This window comes from Streptomyces sp. NPDC057137 (assembly GCF_042670825.1).
Taxonomy (GTDB): Bacteria; Actinomycetota; Actinomycetes; order Streptomycetales; family Streptomycetaceae; genus Streptomyces.
Genome location: NZ_JBHUUW010000010.1, coordinates 104,875 through 122,766, shown reverse-complemented (window position 1 = coordinate 122,766; position 17,892 = coordinate 104,875). Strand labels below are relative to the sequence as shown.

General features: G+C 71.8%; 17 protein-coding genes. 6 read left to right on the top strand and 11 right to left on the bottom strand.

Translation table 11 applies throughout. The features are described 5' to 3' along the window. Window positions 1-7 precede the first annotated feature (7 nt). The gene (locus ACFT9I_RS11570; protein ID WP_382563095.1) at window positions 8-418 is read right to left on the bottom strand and encodes a YybH family protein; all 411 of its coding nucleotides are present in this window, start codon (window positions 416-418) and stop codon (window positions 8-10) included. Window positions 419-590: 172 nt separating this feature from the next. After that, entirely contained in the window at window positions 591-1,298 is a 708-nt protein-coding gene (locus ACFT9I_RS11565; RefSeq protein WP_382563094.1) for an MBL fold metallo-hydrolase, read from the bottom strand. 97 nt (window positions 1,299-1,395) lie between these two features. Here ACFT9I_RS11565 and ACFT9I_RS11560 point away from each other — a divergent pair, with 97 nt between their 5' ends. Continuing rightward, a complete protein-coding gene (locus tag ACFT9I_RS11560; protein ID WP_382563092.1) occupies window positions 1,396-1,917 on the top strand; it encodes a TetR/AcrR family transcriptional regulator in 522 nt (173 codons plus the stop codon). A 116-nt stretch (window positions 1,918-2,033) separates the two neighbouring features. Here the strand turns inward: ACFT9I_RS11560 and ACFT9I_RS11555 are convergent, their stop codons facing one another. From ACFT9I_RS11555 to ACFT9I_RS11535, 5 genes are all read right to left on the bottom strand, one after another. Further along, window positions 2,034-2,978 (bottom strand): glycoside hydrolase family 26 protein, encoded by a 945-nt coding sequence (locus tag ACFT9I_RS11555; RefSeq protein ID WP_382563090.1) that lies wholly within the window; start codon window positions 2,976-2,978, stop codon window positions 2,034-2,036. Between the two features lie 154 nt (window positions 2,979-3,132). Beyond that, window positions 3,133-4,164 carry a LacI family DNA-binding transcriptional regulator gene (locus tag ACFT9I_RS11550; RefSeq protein ID WP_382563088.1) on the bottom strand — a complete coding sequence of 344 codons (1,032 nt, stop codon included), beginning with the start codon at window positions 4,162-4,164 and terminating at the stop codon, window positions 3,133-3,135. Continuing rightward, complete coding sequence (locus ACFT9I_RS11545; RefSeq protein WP_382563086.1) at window positions 4,161-6,584, bottom strand: glycoside hydrolase family 2 protein; 2,424 nt, start codon at window positions 6,582-6,584, stop codon at window positions 4,161-4,163. The genes ACFT9I_RS11550 and ACFT9I_RS11545 overlap by 4 nt, the downstream gene beginning before the upstream one ends. 148 nt (window positions 6,585-6,732) lie before the next feature. Further along, on the bottom strand, window positions 6,733-7,137 hold the full coding sequence (locus ACFT9I_RS11540; RefSeq protein WP_382563084.1) for a RidA family protein: 405 nt from the start codon (window positions 7,135-7,137) through the stop codon (window positions 6,733-6,735). Next, window positions 7,134-8,252, bottom strand: coding sequence for an acyl-CoA dehydrogenase family protein (locus ACFT9I_RS11535; protein WP_382563083.1), 1,119 nt, complete (start codon window positions 8,250-8,252; stop codon window positions 7,134-7,136). The genes ACFT9I_RS11540 and ACFT9I_RS11535 overlap by 4 nt, the downstream gene beginning before the upstream one ends. Before the next feature lie 106 nt (window positions 8,253-8,358). Here ACFT9I_RS11535 and ACFT9I_RS11530 point away from each other — a divergent pair, with 106 nt between their 5' ends. Further along, window positions 8,359-10,014 carry an AMP-binding protein gene (locus ACFT9I_RS11530; protein ID WP_382563081.1) on the top strand — a complete coding sequence of 552 codons (1,656 nt, stop codon included), beginning with the start codon at window positions 8,359-8,361 and terminating at the stop codon, window positions 10,012-10,014. Between the two features lie 26 nt (window positions 10,015-10,040). Here ACFT9I_RS11530 and ACFT9I_RS11525 read toward each other — a convergent pair whose 3' ends face one another. Continuing rightward, complete coding sequence (locus ACFT9I_RS11525) at window positions 10,041-10,916, bottom strand: SDR family NAD(P)-dependent oxidoreductase (protein WP_382563079.1); 876 nt, start codon at window positions 10,914-10,916, stop codon at window positions 10,041-10,043. A gap of 86 nt (window positions 10,917-11,002) precedes the next feature. On the opposite strand from ACFT9I_RS11525, the gene ACFT9I_RS11520 reads away from it, so the two are divergent. The 3 genes from ACFT9I_RS11520 to ACFT9I_RS11510 are packed head-to-tail and all read left to right on the top strand — an operon-like array spanning window position 11,003 to window position 12,700. Then, entirely contained in the window at window positions 11,003-11,374 is a 372-nt protein-coding gene (locus ACFT9I_RS11520; protein WP_382563077.1) for an ArsR/SmtB family transcription factor, read from the top strand. Window positions 11,375-11,403: 29 nt separating this feature from the next. Beyond that, complete coding sequence (locus ACFT9I_RS11515) at window positions 11,404-12,222, top strand: PaaX family transcriptional regulator C-terminal domain-containing protein (RefSeq protein ID WP_382563076.1); 819 nt, start codon at window positions 11,404-11,406, stop codon at window positions 12,220-12,222. A 43-nt stretch (window positions 12,223-12,265) separates the two neighbouring features. Then, window positions 12,266-12,700, top strand: a complete 435-nt coding sequence (locus ACFT9I_RS11510; RefSeq protein ID WP_382563074.1) for a hypothetical protein — start codon at window positions 12,266-12,268, stop codon at window positions 12,698-12,700. Window positions 12,701-12,732: 32 nt separating this feature from the next. On the opposite strand, the gene ACFT9I_RS11505 is transcribed toward ACFT9I_RS11510, so the two are convergent. Together ACFT9I_RS11505 and ACFT9I_RS11500 are read right to left on the bottom strand one after the other, a co-directional pair. Next, window positions 12,733-15,072 carry a bifunctional salicylyl-CoA 5-hydroxylase/oxidoreductase gene (locus ACFT9I_RS11505; RefSeq protein ID WP_382563231.1) on the bottom strand — a complete coding sequence of 780 codons (2,340 nt, stop codon included), beginning with the start codon at window positions 15,070-15,072 and terminating at the stop codon, window positions 12,733-12,735. Between the two features lie 32 nt (window positions 15,073-15,104). Continuing rightward, the gene (locus tag ACFT9I_RS11500) at window positions 15,105-15,932 is read right to left on the bottom strand and encodes an enoyl-CoA hydratase family protein (RefSeq protein ID WP_382563072.1); all 828 of its coding nucleotides are present in this window, start codon (window positions 15,930-15,932) and stop codon (window positions 15,105-15,107) included. Between the two features lie 374 nt (window positions 15,933-16,306). Here ACFT9I_RS11500 and ACFT9I_RS11495 point away from each other — a divergent pair, with 374 nt between their 5' ends. Then, window positions 16,307-16,726, top strand: coding sequence for an ATP-binding protein (locus ACFT9I_RS11495; RefSeq protein WP_382563070.1), 420 nt, complete (start codon window positions 16,307-16,309; stop codon window positions 16,724-16,726). A gap of 82 nt (window positions 16,727-16,808) precedes the next feature. Here the strand turns inward: ACFT9I_RS11495 and argF are convergent, their stop codons facing one another. Further along, window positions 16,809-17,840, bottom strand: coding sequence for an ornithine carbamoyltransferase (argF, locus tag ACFT9I_RS11490; RefSeq protein WP_382563069.1), 1,032 nt, complete (start codon window positions 17,838-17,840; stop codon window positions 16,809-16,811). Window positions 17,841-17,892 lie beyond the last annotated feature (52 nt).

Here is a 17,892-nt window from a genome sequence, read left to right as displayed (position 1 = left end):
TCCGCCCCTACGCGTCGCCGCCCGACGTGTCGGGGAACGAGTGGTGCTCGTGCGCGACCACCCACCGCCCCCGCTCCTTGCGCAGCCCGACGGTCAGCCGCAGCCGGGTCGCCGAGCGCTCGGCCACCTCGCGCGGCGAACCGCAGCGCAGGAGGGCGTACGCGTAGGCGACTTCGGCGCCCGCGGTGACGTCCAGCTCCAGGATGTCGAACGTGGCACCGTTCGCCTGCCACTCGAAGAAGCCGGGCCAGGTGTCGCGGTAGGCGTCGATGCCGCGTACGCCCTCCTGGGGTGGTGGCACGTCGAACATCACGATGTCCGCGGCGTGGTCGGCCAGCACCCGGTCCATGTCACCCGTGCGCACGGCCGCCGCCCACCGCTCGATCAGGGTCCGGATCTGCTGCTCGTCGTCGGACATCGGCGTGCCTCGCTCTCCTCGGGTGCGGTGACCGTTTCGATCGGATTCCGTTCTCTTCCGGTCATTCATGGTGATCTTAGAGACCGCGTGCCGGGTCCCCGGGCCGTACGTCGGCGACGTGCGTTTCGGCGATCAGGGCTGGGTCCCGTCCAGGCCCCGGGGGGCGTGGCTGTCAGATCTTCCTGATCGTCTCGCCCACCTGTGCCGGTGAGGTGCGCCAGGGGGCGCCGTGGCCGGGAAGCACCCAGGACGCCTGCAGTGCGGCAATCTTGTCGAGGGAGGCGAGCGCTTGGGCCTCGTCGTCCGTGAAGGGTGCCGGCTGCGGTCCGGTGCGGCCGGTGAGGACGTGCCGGGTGGTCAGGGCGTCCCCGACGAAGACCGCGTCGACGAGGGGGACATGTACGGCTACGCTCCCCGGGGAGTGTCCCGGCATGCCCACGATCGACGGGTTGCCGGGCAGGTCCAGGACGTCGCCGTCGTGGACCTCGGTGGCCGCTGCGACGTACCGGGTCCGGAGGCCGTTCTTGCTCAACAAGTAGCCGAAGAAGCGCAGCGTGGGGCCCGGTCGCAGGGGGCCGAGCGTGCTCTTGGGCTTGTCTCCGGTCCGCGCGCGGGCGGCATCGGCGGCGTGGATGAACACCGGCACGCCGTGCTCGCTACGGAGACGTTCGGCGAAGCCGATGTGGTCGGAGTCGCCGTGAGTCAGGACGAGTCCGCGGATGTCGTCGACGGACTTGCCCAGGGAGCTCAGTTCGCGCTGCAGATCACGCCAGTGGCCCGGCAGGCCCGCGTCGATGAGCGTGATGCCGTCGGGCGTGTCGATGAGGTAGCACGCCACCACGTCGTTGCCGAGGCGGTGCAAATGAGGTGCGAGCTTCATGGAGACTCTCTCTGGGATAAGGACTGCGGGTTCTGATGGCTAACCTACGTAGCTATGATGGCTTCGGTCAATAGCTATCAGAGAGGAAGTGCGGAGCATGCCGACTCCGGAGAAGACCTCGCTCAGCCGGATCGTCGCCGCCGGCCGTGAGCTGCTGGAGACGGGCGGTCAGCAGGGACTGACCATGCAGAGCGTCGCCAAGCGAGTGGGCGTGCGGGCCCCTTCGCTGTACAAGCACGTCGACAACCGTGACGCTCTCCTGGCCGCCGTGGCCGAGGCCACCGTCGCCGACATGACCGCTCACCTGGAGGCGACCGACGGCACCCTTGAGGACCTGGCACGCTGCTACCGGCGGCACGCCCTGGAGTGGCCCGAGGGCTTCCGGCTCATCCATTCGCCGCACGCACCCCCCGAGGCCCTCGCCCGCCTGGCCGGCCCGGTACTGCGCATCGCCCGGGAACTCGTCGGCGAGCAGGAGGCACTCGAGGCCGCGCGCATGCTGACCGCTTGGGTCACCGGCTTCATCGGGATGGAGATCAACGGCGCCTTCCGGCTGGGGGGCGACATCGACCGCGCCTTCGAGTACGGCCTGACCGGCATGCGCCGGGCCCTCACCTGACGTTCGGAGGGGGCTCGTTGGTGTACGGGGCGGCGGCCGACCTGGTGCGTTGCCGGTTTGCCGAGAGGCTGAGTGAGCGGTTCAGCCCGGTCGCCTCGGCGATCTCCGACAGGCTCTCAAGGGAGGGCCACCTCGCCCTGGTTCAGGACGCGCGGGTGGAAGTAGCCCGCCTGGATCTCGGCGTTGGAGTTGCTGCCCTGCAACTGCTCCGACCAGAGCATGAAGTACGCCCAGCGCGTCTGGCTGTCGAGCAGTGCCGCGTTGGGCATCTTGCCCAGCTCGGCGATGGCCATCGGCTTGGCGCCCGCGATGGACCGGAGCTGCTGGTAGTCGGACCCGCTCGGGTGGCCCTTGTACCAGACGTCCAGCGACACCACGTCGACGTATTGGTCGCCCGGGTAGTACGAACTCCAGCCGCCCGCCGGGTTGTCCTGGACGTTCCACACCCAGATCAGATTGTCGAGGCCCTTGCCCGCGAGATGGTCACGGGTGATCCGGTAGAGCCGTGCACCACCGTTCGGTCCGGGGCGGTTGCCCCACCAGTTCCAGGACTCGTTCATCTCGTGGAGCGGGCGGAACAGTACGGGGACGCCCGCGTCCTTGAGCTGCCGGAGGTACGGGACGACCTCGTCCAGACGGCGCTTCCACGCGGCGTTGAGCGCCGTGCCGTCGGTGATCGTCGCGTCGAAGTCCTCCTGGGAGATCTTGGACTTGACGCCGCCCTCGAACTCGCACGAGCCGCCGACGGTCGGCGGGCAGACGTGCCAGGTCAGCGAGACGAGGGAGCCGTTGGCCCATTCGGTCTTCGCCTGGTCGACGACGCGCTGCCGGTTGGCGACGTCCTCGGCGCGGAACATGAGGTCGCCGCCCCAGAGGCCGGGGTACTGGCCGGTGATGTCCTTCACGAGCTGGGTGTAGCGGCCGGGGGCGGAGGCGGGTTCCTTGTTGTGCTGGCCGGAGACGACACCCGAACCGGCAAGGGAGTTGAGGTAGTTGAGCACGTCCTGCTTGGGGGTGGCGGGGAACGCCTCGGCGGGGGCGGGTGCGGCGGCGAGGGACATGACCGCCGTGGTGAGTACTGCCGTGGCGACGGCGACAAGCCGGGATCGGGAGTGGGATCGGAAGTGGGATCGGGATCGGTTTCCGCGCATGGCGAAGCGAGCCTTCCTCTTCGGTGGGGGTGCGGAGGGTCGCGCTGATCGTGGAGGTGAGGGGTTACGGGGGCGGCGGTGGCCCGGTCGAGCCGCGTGGGGTCAGGGTCGGGGTGGGTACCTGTCGGGCGGCGACGCGCTTGCCGGCCAGGAGGGCGTACATCGCCCCTGCCACCTCGGCGCCGAACGCGTGGACGTCGTGGCTCATCGCGGAGAGCGACGGGTGCGTGAGCCGGCACAGCTGCGAGTCGTCCCAGGCCAGCAGGGACACGTCCGCCGGGACGCGGAGCCCCATCTCGGCGGCCACGGACAGCCCGGCGACGGCCATGAGGTCGTTGTCGTACATGATCGCCGTGGGGCGCGTGGCGGTGGCGAGCAGCGAGCGGGTGGCGGCCGCGCCGGCGCCGCCGGAGTAGTCGGTGACGCTCTGGCGCCCTTCCCCCAGGCCGAGTTCGGCCATGGCCGCCGTGAACGCCTCGCGGCGCAGGGCGCTGTGGCCCAGCTCGGCGGGTCCGCCGACGCGGGCGACGGAGCGGTGGCCGAGGGCCGCGAGATAGCGGACGGCCTCCGTGACGGCCGTGGTGTCGTCCGTCCACAGGGCGGTGAACGGTCCGGCGAGTGAGGGATGGCCGACGGCGATCACGGGCATGCCGAGCTTCGCGAGTGCGGGGACGCGCGGGTCGTCGCGCTGGAGGTCGACCAGGAGGGTCCCGGCGACCTGGCCGGACCGCCACCAGTGGTGCTGGAGTTCGATCTCCTCGTCCACGTCGCGCACCAGGCGCAGCAGCAGGGCACTGGAGCGTTCGGTGAGGACGCTTCCGATGCCGGAGATGAAGTCCATGTAGAAGGGTTCCAGGCCCAGTTGGCGGGCCGGGCGGCGGATCGCGAGCCCGAAGGCGCCGGTGCTCCGGCCGCCCCGCGCGCGGGCCGAGCGGTTGGGCTCCCAGCCCATGGCCTCGGCGGTCCGAAGGATGTGCGCGCGCGTGGTCTCGGACACGCCCGGCTTGTCGTTGAAGGCCAGGGAGACGGCGGCGCGCGAGACGCCGGCGCGGGCGGCGACGTCCCTGATGGTCAGCCGCTGCCCGGCCGCGCTCACGCGGGCTCCACCATGAACAGCGCGGCCCGGACGGCGTCGGGCGAGCCGGACCCGTCACCGTCCCAGCCGCGTACCCGGACGGTGACGCTCTCGCCTGCCAGCAGCGTCAGCGGCCCCTGGTCGGCGACGGCCGACGGCGCGAGCCGGTCGGCCTGGAGCAGCAGGTCGCGCAGCAGCGTACGCGCGGTGACGACGACGTCCACGGCACCCTCGCGGTCCACGGTCTCCACGTCGTAGCGGGGGGCCGGGTAGGCGAACTCCCGGTCGCGTACGGGGAAGTGCAGCGCCCGCAGCTCCCCCGCGTCGGCGACCAGGAACTCCTTCGCCGAACCGGCGTCCGGCAGCAGGTCGTCCGGCACCGGCGCGAGCGCGACCGAGCGGGCCCCGGCGCGCGCCGTCACCGTCGTCTCGGCGAGGGTCCGCCCGTCGGCGGCCATACGGCGCAGCCGCACGTCGGCGTCCCAGGGCGCCGGGGACTGGTTGTCGGCCACGACGGTCGGCCGGCCGTCGCGGTTCTGCACGGTGAGCAGCCGGTCCGCGTAGAGCCGCCGTAGCGTGAAGTACAGCGGCTTGAGGCGTGCGTCGCCGTCGATGGCGGCCCAGGAGGTCACCGGCCAGCAGTCGTTGAGCTGCCACAGGACGGTGCCCGCGCACACCGGCCAGTGGGAACGCCAGTGTTCGATGCCGGTGGCGATGGCGCGTGCCTGGTTGAGCTGGGTGAGGTAGTGCCAGCGGTCGAAGCCGGCCGGCCCGGCGTCGGGCAGTGCGAAGTGGTGGGCGAGGCCGCGCTCCAGTTTGCCGTTGCCGTCGTACGCCTTCTGGTGGTGGAGCATGCCCGGTGAGGTGGCGGACAGCTCCTCCCCCGGCAGGGCGCGCCGCAGTGTGGCGTGGGCGGGCGGTGCCTGCCAGCCGAACTCGGCCACGAAGCGGGGGACGGTGTCGAGGTAGTCGGTGTGGTCGGTGCGGTTCCAGACGTCCCAGGAGTGCGCGGTGCCGTGCGCGGGGTCGTTGGGGTGGTGGTCCCAGGTGCCGGACCAGGGGCTGCCCGCCCAGTAGGGCCGGGTGGGGTCGGTCTCGGCGACGACGCGGGGCAGCAGGCCCAGGTAGTAGCCCTCGCCCCAGGAGTCGCCGTCGAGCGCGGGCTCCCAATCCCAGTCGCGGAAGCCCCACAGGTTCTCGTTGTTGCCGTTCCACAGGACGAGGGAGGCGTGCGGCATGAGGCGCGTGACGTTCTCGCGGGCCTCGGCCTCGATCTCGGAGCGCAGCGGCTGCTCCTCGGGGTAGGCGGCGCACGCGAAGAGAAAGTCCTGCCAGACCAGCAGGCCGAGTTCGTCGCAGACGTCGTAGAAGTCGTCGCTCTCGTAGATGCCGCCGCCCCAGACCCGTACGAGATTGACGCGCGCGTCGGCGGCCTGGGTGAGGCGGGTGCGGTAGCGGTCGGGGGTGATACGGGAGGGGAAGACGTCGTCGGGGATCCAGTTGACGCCGCGCGCGAAGACCGGCTCGCCGTTGACGGCCAGGGTGAACGCGGTGCCGTGCGTGTCGGCGCCGGTGTCGAGGGTGACGGTACGGAATCCGAGCCGTCGCTCCCAGCGGTCGAGGACGGCGCCGTCGGCGTCCAGCAGCTCCAACTCCGCTGCGTACAGCGCTTGTTCGCCGTAGCCGCGGGGCCACCAGAGGGCGGCGTCGGGGACCTCGACGGTGAGGGTGGTGTGTGAGTCGTCGAAGTCGGCGGACGCGGTGTGGTCGCCGACGCGCGCGCGGACGGTGAGGCTCCCTGCCGTGGGGGTCCGCTCGACGTCGACGCGCAGTTCGGCGCGGCCGGTCGAGCCGTCCACGGTCACGAGCGGGCGGACGGTGGCGAGCCGGGCGGTGGACCAGTGTTCCAGGCGGACGGGCTTCCACATTCCGGCGGTGACCAGGGTCGGCCCCCAGTCCCAGCCGAAGGAGCAGGCCATCTTGCGGATGTACTGGAACGGTTCGGGATAGGCGTTGGGCCGCTCTCCCACCAGGGCGCGTACGGCCTCGGCCTCGGTGTAGGCGGAGGTGAACTCCACGGAGAGCGACGTGGGACCGGCGGGGTCCAGCCGGTCCGTCACGTCGAAGCGGTAACTCCGGTGCATGTTGCGGGTGTTGCCGACGCGTTCACCGCCCACGCTGATCGCGGCGACGGTGTCGAGTCCCTCGAAGACGAGGTCGGTGCGCTCGTGCGCGGTGTCGCGGGCGCCGAGGACGGTGTCGTAACGCCAGTCCTCTCGGCCGACCCAGGCGACCGCCGTCTCGTTCCGGGAGAGGAAGGGGTCCTCGATGATCCCGGCGGCGAGCAGGTCGGTGTGGACGCAGCCGGGGACCGCCGCCGGTACGTCGGTCCGCTCGTGGCGCAGCGTCCAGCCTTCGGTCAGGGGGGTGACGTCCTTCATGCGGCGTGCTCCGATCTCGGACGGCGTGCCGCTCAACGTAGAGGCGGTCACGTGGTCCGGTCCATAGACCGGTCAAGCATATTTCGTGGCTGTGGGTAAGGGAGTTGGCGTCGGATTACTGAACCTTTACTCAACTTCCCTGTGTGCGTCAGGGCACCATCGCGATGCCGTCCAGCTCCACCAGCGCGCTCTCGTCCCAGAGTCTGACCGCGCCGATCAGCGCCATCGCCGGGTAGTCGCGGCCGGCGAGCCGCCGCCACACCCGGCCCAGTTCGGCGGCGTGCGCCCGGTAGTCCGCGACATCGGTGGCGTAGATGGTGACGCGCGCGAGATGGTCCGGAGTGCCGCCCGTCGCCGCCAGCGCGGCGAGGAGGTTGCCGAGCGCCGTCTCGAACTGCTCGACCAGGGTCTCCCCCACGACCTCGCCGGCCGGGTCGAGCGCGGTCTGGCCGGCCAGGAACACCAGTCGGCCTTCCGTCGCCGTCACGCTCACCGCGTGCGAGAAACCGGTGGGCGGGGCGAGTTCCGCGGGGTTGGTCCGCTCCAGGCTCATCCGTACAACTCCTTGGCGATGATGGTGCGTTGGACCTCGGTCGCGCCCTCGTAGATACGGGGCGCGCGGACCTCGCGGTAGAGGTGCTCCAGCAGGTGGCCGCGTTGGAGGGCGCGGGCGCCGTGCAGTTGGACGGCGGCGTCGACCACGTACTGCGCGGTCTCCGTCGCGAACAGCTTCGCCATCGCGGAGCGGCGCGGCACGTCCGGCGCCCCGGAGTCGTACGCCTCGGCCGCCGCGTACACCAGCAGCCGGGCCGCCTCCGTACGCGTCGCCATCTCCGCCACCTGGTGGGCGACGGACTGGAGGTCCTTGAGCGGGCCGCCGAAGGCCGTGCGGTCGGCGGTGTGCAGGAGGGTCGCTTCGAGAGCGGCGCCCGCCATGCCGACGGCGAAGGCTCCGACGCTCGGGCGGAAGAGGTTGAGGGTGTTCATGGCGACGCGGAAGCCCGCGTCCACCTCGCCGAGGACGTCGGCGGCGCTCACGGGTACGGAGTCGAAGGCCAGGGCGCCGATGGGGTGCGGTGAGAGCATCTCGATCGGCGAGCCGGTCAGTCCCGGCCGGTCGGCGGGGACGAGGAACGCGGTGACGCCGCGCGCGCCGGCGCCCGGGGTCGTCCGGGCGAAGACGGTGTAGAAGTCGGCCTCGGGCGCGTTGGAGATCCAGCGCTTCTCGCCGGTGAGCAGCCACCCGCCGGCCGCGCCCTTCTCCGGTACGGCGCTGAGCGCGAGGGCCGCCGCGTCGGATCCGGCGCCCGGCTCGCTGAGCGCGAACGCGGCCACGGCGCGGCCCGCCGCCACCTCGGGCAGCCAGCGCGCCCGTTGTTCCTCGGTGCCGGCCTGGACGACGGGGTAGCTGCCGAGGCCCTGGAGGGCGAGCGCGGTCTCCGCCTCCGTACTGCCGTGGGCCAGGGACTCGCGCAGCAGGCAGAGATCGAGCGCTCCGGCGGTCAGCATGCGGTCGAGGAGCCCCAGCTCACCGAGGGCGGCGACCAGCGGGCGGTTGATCCGGCCCGGCTCGCCCTTCTCGGCGAGTGGGCGCAGCCGGTCGGCGGCGACGGCGCGCAGCTCGTCGCACCAGGACTTTTGTGCCGGATCGAGCGAGAATACGGGCATCCGGGCCCTCACTTGAATCGCGTCTATCGCGGACTGTTGACTGTCGTCACCTACACGATACGCTCGATGCACAAGGCCACCAAGCCACCCCACAAGGGGGCGAACGATGGAGCTGACACCGGCGGTTCTCACACCCTCGGCGCACCGCGACACTTTTCCGCGCGACCATCTGCCGCCGGCCGAGCAGTGGCCGGAGCTGGTCTTCGACCCGCCCGAACTGCGCGGGCCCGACCGGCTCAACTGCGCCGTCGAACTGCTCGACCGCACGGTGGAGCGCTTCGGCGCCGACCGCCCCGTCTTCCATCTCCCGTCCGGTGACAGCTGGTCGTACGGCCAACTGCGCACCCACGTCGACCGGATCGCGCACGTCCTGACCTCCGACCTGGGCGTGGTGCCGGGCAACCGGGTCCTGCTGCGCGGCCCGACGACACCATGGCTGGCCGCGTGCTGGCTCGCCGTGCTGAAGGCGGGCGGGGTGGCGGTGACGGTGCTCGCCCAGCAGCGGGCGCGGGAGCTGGCCACGATGTGCGAGATCGCGCGGGTCGGGCACGCGCTCTGTGACATCCGGTCGGTGGACGAACTGGTCACGGCGGAGGTGCCGGGGCTGCGCGTCGCGACGTACGGAGGGGACGCGCCGGACGACCTGCTGCGGCTGGCGGCGGGGAAGCCGGAGCGGTACGAGGCGGTGGAGACGGCGGCCGACGACGTCGCGCTCATCGCGTTCACCTCGGGGACCACGGGGCGGCCCAAGGGCTGTATGCACTTCCACCGCGACGTGCTCTCCATCGCAGACACGTTCTCGCGCCATGTGCTGCGCCCGGAGCCGGACGACGTGTTCGCCGGCAGTCCGCCGCTCGGCTTCACCTTCGGGCTCGGCGGCCTGGTCGTCTTCCCGATGCGGGCGGGCGCGTCGACGCTGCTGCTCGAACAGGCGGGTCCCAAGCAGCTGTTGGCGGCTGTCGCCGAGCGCGGGGTGTCGGTGCTGTTCACGGCGCCGACGGCGTACCGCGTGATGCTGAACGAACTCGGCGCCGCGGAGGCCGCGGGGAGCGCGGGGACCTATGACATCTCCGGTCTGCGCCGCTGCGTGTCCGCCGGGGAGAATCTGCCCGCCGCCACCTGGCAGGACTGGTACGACCGGACCGGGATCCGCGTCATCAACGGCATCGGCGCGACGGAGCTGCTGCACATCTTCATCTCGGCCGCCGACGAGGCGGTCCGGCCCGGTACGACGGGCGTGCCGGTGCCCGGCTGGGAGGCGCGCGTCGTGGACGAGTCCGGCGACCCGCTGCCCGACGGGGAGGCGGGACTGCTGGCCGTACGCGGCCCGGTGGGCTGCCGCTATCTCTCCGATCCGCGCCAGTCGGTCTACGTACGCGACGGCTGGAACCTCACCGGCGACACCTATGTACGGGAGCCGGACGGCTACTTCCGCTACGTCGCGCGCGCCGACGACATGATCATCTCGGCCGGGTACAACATCGCGGGCCCCCAGGTCGAGGAGGCGCTGCTGGCCCACCCCGATGTGACGGAGGCGGCGGTCGTGGGCCACCCCGACGAGCTGAGGGGCCAGATCGTGGCGGCGTACGTCGTGCTGCGCGAGGGCGTACGGCCGGGCGAGGAGACACGGGAGGCGCTGCGCGCGTTCGTCACGTCCCGGCTGGTGCCGTACAAATGCCCGCGCGTCTTCGAGTTCCTGGACGCGCTCCCCCGTACCCCGACGGGCAAACTCCAGCGTTTCCGGCTGCGGCCGGTCGCCTGAGCGGGATCTCGGCGCGGGCCGGGGGCTCAGTACAGGCTGGGGTGGAGTTCGGGTGGTCCGCCCAGGGTGTACCGCAGGGACAGCGGGGCGCTGCCGTCGATGTCGGTGACACCGAGGTGCGCGCCCAGTTCGGCGCCGATCAGCGTCCTGCCGGAGAGCCGCATGAGGTCGTCGGACGCGTGGAGGGCCGCGATCACCCGGCCGGTGAACTGCGGGGACTCGCGCCTGGTGGTCGGTCTGGCCTCAGGGGGCAGTGTCGCGAAGTGCGCGCGTGCGCGCTCGGTGTCCAGCCCGCCCATCCAAATCGACACGGCGGCGACATGGTGGGGGCGCAGGTCCTTGGCCATGTCGGCGGCCATCTTGTCGGCGCCGGCCTTCTGGGCACCGTAGGCGGGTCCGAGGTGGTAGGACACGGCGCCGTAGTGGCCGGTGTTCACGATCAGGCCCCGGCCGCCGGCGATCAGCAGGGGTGCGGCGTGGAAGCTCGCGACGTAGTGCGACCGCAGGCCGACCCCCATGACATCGGCGGCCTCCAGCGGCTGCTCCCAGAACCCGCCGGGGGACATGGTGTTGACCACCGCGGCCGCGTTGTTGACCAGGATGTCGAGCCGGCCGTGGTCGCGCCCTATCCGGGCGAACAGTTCCGCCACGGCGCCGTCGTCCGCGTGGTCGACGGCCACCGGGACCCCTCGGCCGCCCGCTTCGTCGATGAGCGCGGCGGTCTCCGCGACCGTCCCGCCGTAGGGCGAGTCGGACGACTGCCGGCTGCGACCCGTCACGTAGACGGTCGCGCCCGACTGCCCGAGTGCGAGGGCGATGCCCTTGCCGGCTCCCCGGCTGGCTCCGGTGACCACGGCCACTCGTGGCCCGCTGCTGATCGACGCCGACATGGCACGCTCCACTTGGTTGGATCCTTAGTTAGATTCCGATCGAACACTTGCCACTGTACGATGGCGATCTAACATGTCAAGCCGAGGAGGGCTCCGCCATGGCCGAGCCGGTCGCGCCCCGTGCCAGAAACCTGGTCCACGCCGACCCGCAGGACGTGACCCTGCAGGACGCGCTCAACGCCCTCGCCGATCCGGTACGGCGCTCGATCCTGCGCGAATGCGCCGGTGAACCGGATTTCAGCCGGGCATGCGGGACGTTCGACCTGCCCGTCTCGAAGGCGACGGCAAGCCACCACTTCGCGGTCCTGCGGGCCGCCGGGCTCCTGGAGCAGGTGGACAAGGGCGCACGCAGGCTCAACCGGCTGCGGCAGCCCGAATTCGAGGCGCGGTTCCCGGGCCTGCTGGCACTCGTCCTCACGGAAGGCACCCCGCCCGCAGGCGGACGGCGCCCCTTCGAGGACAGGCCCTAGCCTTCGAGGACAGGCCCTAGAGTGATCACGTGGCCGAGCAGCACACCCCGCGATCCCTGATCGTCACCCTCTACGGCGCGTACGGCCGGACACCGGACGGCGCGCCGCTCGCCGTGGCCGAGCTGGTCCGGCTGCTCGGCGCGCTCGGGGTCGACGCGCCGTCGGTGCGGTCGTCGGTGTCGCGGCTCAAGCGCCGGGGGCTGCTGATCGCCGAGCGCACACCGGAGGGCGCGGCCGGGTACGCGCTCTCGGCCGACGCGCGGCAACTCCTCGACGACGGCGACCGGCGCATCTACGACCGCCCCGCGCCCCGGCTGTCGGACGGCTGGGTGCTCGCGGTGTTCTCCGTCCCCGAGGCCGAGCGGCACAAGCGCCATCTGCTGCGGTCGCGGCTGGCCCGGCTGGGCTTCGGTACCGCCGCGCCGGGGGTGTGGATCGCACCCGGCCATCTGTACGAGGAGACGCGGCACGCACTGGAGCGGCTGCGACTCGACCCGTACGTCGACCTGTTCCGCGGCGAACACCTGGGCTTCGCGGCGACGGCGGAAGCGGTGGGCCGCTGGTGGGACCTCGGGGAGATCGCCACCCTGCATGAGGAGTTCCTGGCCGCCCACGAGCCGGTGCTGCGGCGCTGGGAGACACAGGGCCCGGCCGCCGATGCGGCCGAGTCCGCCTACCGGGACTATCTGCCGGCACTCGACTCCTGGCGCCAACTTCCCTACGCCGACCCGGGGTTGCCGACGGAGCTGCTGCCGGCGGACTGGCCGGGCGGACGCTCGGCGGAGGTCTTCACGGCGCTGCACACCCAACTGCGCGACGCCGGGGCGGAGTTCGTACACCCAGCCTGAAATCGGATGACTCGACCGGCCGTCCGCGGTCATCATGCGGAGCATGGAAGAAGCACCCGAACCGCAGTGGATGGTCGTCGCCAACATCGTGCGGTGGCGGCGGTACGGCGACGGCGGACAGGAGTTGCGCCCCGGCACGAAGGCGTACCGGGGCGGCGCGCGCGTGTTCGTGATCTCCACCTACGCCGGCATGGGCAACATGGAGCTGACCACGGTCGGCCAGGCCCGCAACACCGGCCACTGGGTCACCATCGACACATCGACCCGCCATCTGCACACCTTCCGGGCCAAGCTCGTGCACACCCCGGCCGTGCTGCGCCGGGCCGGCAAGCTCGGGACCAAGTGGCACACGGAGGAGCTGGCGCGGGAGTGGGCGACCGGCCTGGAACGCCTCGCGGCGCTCTACCGCCAGGAGACCTACGAGGGCGTCCCGCACCCGGGCGGCTGCCTGTGCCACGAGTGCCTGACGTCGACCTGACACCCCGCTCCGGCCACTCGGGCCCACTCACGTCAGGAGAGGGTCAGCCTCGGCTTCGGACCGTCCGTGCGGCCCGTCGGGGGTGTGCGGCTGCCCGCGCGGTACGGCAGGGGCCAGGGTGCGGCCGGGCCGCTGTAGCCCTGGTCGGCCGCCGCGTGGAGGGTCCAGTGCGGGTCGTAGAGGTGGGGGCGGGCCAGGGCGCAGAGGTCCGTGCGGCCCGCCAGCAGGAGTGAGTTGACGTCGTCCCAGGACGAGATGGCGCCGACGGCGATCACCGGGACCCCGAGGGTGTTGCGGATCCGGTCGGCGAACGGTGTCTGGTAGGAGCGGCCGAACTCGGGGCGTTCCTCGGGGACCACCTGCCCGGTCGACACGTCGATCGCGTCGGCGCCGTGCGCGGCGAACGCGCGCGCGATCTCGATCGCCTCCTCGGCGGTGTTGCCGCCCGGGGTCCAGTCGGTGGCGGAGATCCGGACCGTCATCGGCCGGTCGGACGGCCACAACTCCCGTACGGCGTCGAAGACTTCGAGCGGGTAGCGGAGCCGTCCTGTGAGGTCGCCGCCGTACGTGTCGGTCCGGGTGTTGGTCAGCGGGGAGAGGAAACCGGAGAGCAAGTAGCCGTGGGCGCAGTGGAGTTCGAGCAGGTCGAACTCCGCGTCGGCGGCCCGGCGGGTCGCGGAGGCGAACTGCTCGCGTATCTCGGTGAGTCCGGCCCGGTCGAGCGCCTGCGGGACCTGGCTGACGCCCCTTAGGTACGGCAGCGCCGAGGCGGCGGACAGCGGCCAGTTGGCGCCCGGCAGCGGCTGGTCCATGCCCTCCCACATGAGGCGGGTGGAGCCCTTGCGTCCCGAGTGGCCGAGCTGGATACCGATGGCGGCCCCGGCCCCGGCCCCGGCCCCGGCCTCAGCTGAACCGGCCTCCGCGGGCGCGCCGTTGTGCACGAAATCCGTCACCCGCCGCCAGGCCGCGCCCTGTTCGTCCGTCCAGAGCCCGGTGCAGCCCGGCGTGATCCGGCCCTCCGGGCTGACGCACACCATCTCCGTCATCACGAGCCCCGCCCCGCCGAGCGCGCGCGCCCCGAGGTGTACGAGGTGGAAGTCGCCGGGAACGCCGTCCTCGGCGACGTACATGTCCATGGCCGAGACCACGACCCGGTTGCGCAAGGTCAGTCCGCGCAGCCGGAAGGGGGTGAACATCGGGGGCGTACCGGGCGCGCAGCCGAAGTCCGCCTCCACCGCCCCCGTGAACCCGGCGTCGCGCAGCCGCAGATTGTCGTGGGTGACGCGGCGGCTGCGGGTGAGAAGGCCGAACGCGAACTGCCGGGCCGGCTGGTCGGCATAGGTGGCCAGCTCCTCGAACCAGCGCAGACTCGCCGCCGCCGCGCGCTGCGTCGACTCCACGACGGGGCGCCGCTCGGTCTCGTACGCGGTGAGCGCGGCCGGCAGATCGGGCTGCTCCTCGACGCATGCCGCGAGCGCCAGTGCGTCCTCGACGGCGAGCTTCGTGCCGGAGCCGATGGAGAAGTGCGCGGTGTGGGCGGCGTCGCCGATGAGGACCGTGTTGCCGTGGCTCCAGTGTTCGTTGACGACCGTGCGGAACGCCGTCCAGGACGACTTGTTGGCCCGCAGCGCCCGCCCGCCGAGCGCGTCGGCGAAGATCTTGGCGCACTGTTCGGTGGACTGCCGCTCGTCGAGCGTGTCGAACCCGGCCGCGCGCCAGACCTCTTCGCGCATCTCGACGATGACGGTGCTCGCGTCTGCCGAGAACGGGTAGCCGTGGAGCTGCATCACACCGTGTTCGGTCTCGGCGATCTCGAAGCGGAACGCGTCGAAGGCGAAGTCGGCGGCGAGCCAGATGTAGCGGCAGCGCTCGGTGGTGACGGTGGGCCGGAAGACATCGGCGTGACTCTCGCGGGTGCGGCTGTTCACCCCGTCGGCGGCGATCACCAGGTCGTGGGTGGCGGCGAGTTCGGCGGCGGGCGGTGCCTGGGTGCGGAAGCGGAGCCGTACACCCAAGGACGCGCAGCGCTCGTGCAGGATCTCCAGGAGCCGGCGGCGGCCGAGGGCGGCGAAGCCGTGGCCGCCGGAGGTCAGGGTGCGGCCCCGGTGGACGATGTCGATGTCGTCCCAGCGCACGAACTCGCCCCGCAGGGCGGCGTGGACGGCGGGGTCGGCGTGCTCGATGCCGCCCAGGGTCTCGTCGGAGAGGACGACCCCGAAGCCGAAGGTGTCGTCGGGGGCGTTGCGCTCCCAGACGGTTATCTCGCGCCGGGGGTCGAGCCGCTTGAGCAGCACGGCGGCGTACAGCCCGCCGGGTCCGCCACCGATGACGGCGACCTTCAGGGGCTCGGCAGTCAGGGGTTCGGCGGCCAGGGGCTCGGCGGCTGTCCCCGCGCCCGACACGGCTAGCGGCCCTGCCACTTGGGGGGCCGCTTCTCGGTGAAGGCGGCGTGGAACTCGGCGTAGTCCTCGCCGTTCATGAGCAACGCCTGCGTGGCGGCGTCCAGTTCGACGGACGCGGCGAGCGGCATGTCCAGCTCGGCGGTGAGCAGCGCCTTCGTCTGCGCGTACGCGAGGGCCGGGCCGTCGGCGAGCCGGCGGGCGAGTTCGGCGGCGCGGGTGTCGGCGGCGCCCTCGTCGGTCAACTCGCTGATGAGACCGATGCGTTCGGCCTCGGGCGCGCGCACCGGTTCGCCGAGCATCAGCAGCCGGGTGGCGTGTCCGAGGCCGACGACGCGCGGCAGCAGATACGCCGCGCCCATGTCGCCGCCGGAGAGACCGACGCGGGTGAAGAGGAACGCGAAGCGCGCGGTGGGGTCGGCGATACGGAAGTCGGCGGCGAGCGCGAGGACGGCGCCGGCACCGGCGGCGACCCCGTGCACGGCGGCGATCACCGGGAACGGGCATTCGCGTACGGCCCTGACGACCTGCCCGGTCATCCGGTTGAAGTCGAGGAGCTGGGCGGTGTCCATGGAGAGCGTGGCACCGATGATCTCGTCCACGTCGCCGCCCGAGCAGAAGCCGCGCCCCTCGCCCGCCAGGACGAGGGCGCGTACGGACCGCTCCCTGGACAGCTCGGCGAGCAGATCGCGCAGGTCGGCGTAGGCGCCGAAGGTGAGGGCGTTGAGCTTGTCGGGGCGGGCGAGGGTGACGGTCGCGACGCCGTCCTCGCGCGTCAGCCGCAGATGGCGCCACTCCTCGGTGCGGGGGGTGGAACCGGCGAACGGGCTCATGGGGTGCGGCCTCCTTCAGCTCGATGCTGGGCGGACCTTCGCAAGAAAGGTATCACTCGTCCGTGACTGCCGTCACGAGTACGCGATACGGTGCGCGATGCCGTGCGCCATGCGGTACGCCACGCCGTGAGCGGGCCACCCCCGGCCCACCAGATCCCGTGAGTGGGCCACGCCCGGCCCACCAGATCCCGCCCGGCACCGCCGAAGGTCCCGGGCGATAAGTGGCGGAGGTCCCATTTCCGGCGGTCCGCTGCCTCTTGTCATGCCGCTCACGCTCCGTAAGGTTGGGCTCAAGCCCACCTGTGTCGCGAGACCCCACGCGTTACGGCTCGCGACCTCACGGCCCCCGCACAGTCCCGAACGGATCCCCGGCCTTGCTCGACAAAGCATCGGACACCGCCTCCTGGCGCATCACACTGCCGCACAGCGCGGCTGCGGTGCCGATGGCGCGTGCCCTGATCCGTGCGGCGCTGGCCGACATCGGGCCGACGGCGGACAGTGACACGGCGGAGCTGCTGACGGCGGAGCTGGTCGCCAACGCCGTCGAGCACACCAATCCGGACGTCCCCATCGAGCTGGTGGTCGAGCTGCTGCCCTCGGGCTGCCAGATCGAGGTCCACGACGGCGACCCGGGCCCGCCGGGCGACCTGTCGACGCCGGTGCCCGGCCGCGTACCCGACCCCTGGCAGGAGCACGGCCGGGGGCTGCTGCTGATACGTACCCTGAGCGCCGACTGCGGTCACCGTCCGACGGATCAGGGCAAGGCGGTCTGGTTCACCCTGTCAGCCCGCTGACACCGTAGACATGAGCACGCCCGACACCGTGGACGCGAGCGCGCCCGACACCGTGGCCATGACGCGCCCGACACCGCGAAGGTCAGCGCGCCGCACCACGCGGCGTGACCGGGTCCGGGGCGAGCGTCGCGACGAGCACGGCCTTGATCGTGTGCAGCCGGTTCTCCGCCTCGTCGAAGACCACGGAGTGCGCGGACTCGAACACCTCGTCGGTCACTTCGAGTTCCGTGAGCCCGTGGCGCTCGTGGATCTCCCACCCGACGACCGTCCCCAGGTCGTGGAAGGCCGGGAGGCAGTGCATGAACTTCACGTCCGGATTCCCCGTCGCGCTCAGCACGTCCATCGTCACGCTGTACGGCCCGAGGGCCGCGATGCGCTCGTCCCAGATCTCCTGCGGCTCCCCCATCGACACCCACACGTCGGTGGCCACGAAGTCGGCGCCGCCGACACCCTCCGCGATCGACTCGGTGAGCGTGATGCGGGCGCCGCTGACCTCGGCGGACTTGCGGGCGAGGGCGATGACGTCGTCGGCCGGCCAGTAGGCGCGGGGCGCGACGATCCGTACGTCCATGCCCAGCAGCGCACCGGTGACCAGGTAGGAGTTGCCCATGTTGTAGCGGGCGTCGCCGAGGTAGGCGAAGGCGATCCGCTCCAGCTGTTTGTCGGTGTGCTCTGTCATCGTGAGCACGTCCGCGAGCATCTGCGTCGGGTGCCAGTCGGCGGTGAGCCCGTTGAAGACGGGCACCCCGGCGTACGCGGCCAGTTCCTCGACGGTCGCCTGCGCGTCGCCACGGAACTCGATGCCGTCGAACATCCGGCCGAGCACGCGCGCGGTGTCCTTGGCGGACTCCTTCTTCCCGATGTGCGAGCCGGTCGGGTCGATGTACGTGGTCGAGGCACCCTGATCGGCGGCGGCCACCTCGAACGCGCAGCGCGTACGCGTCGACGCCTTCTCGAAGATCAGGGCGATGTTCTTGCCGCGCAGGAGCTGCACCTCGTTGCCCGACTTCTTCGCGGCCTTGAGCCCGGCGGCCAGCTCGACCAGCCCCCGGAACTCCTCGGCGGTGAAGTCGAGCTCCTTGAGGAAGTGGCGGCCTGCGAGTTGTATCGCCATGTGGCTGCTCCTGCGTCGCGAATACGGAGACCTGTACGGGGACCGATACAGA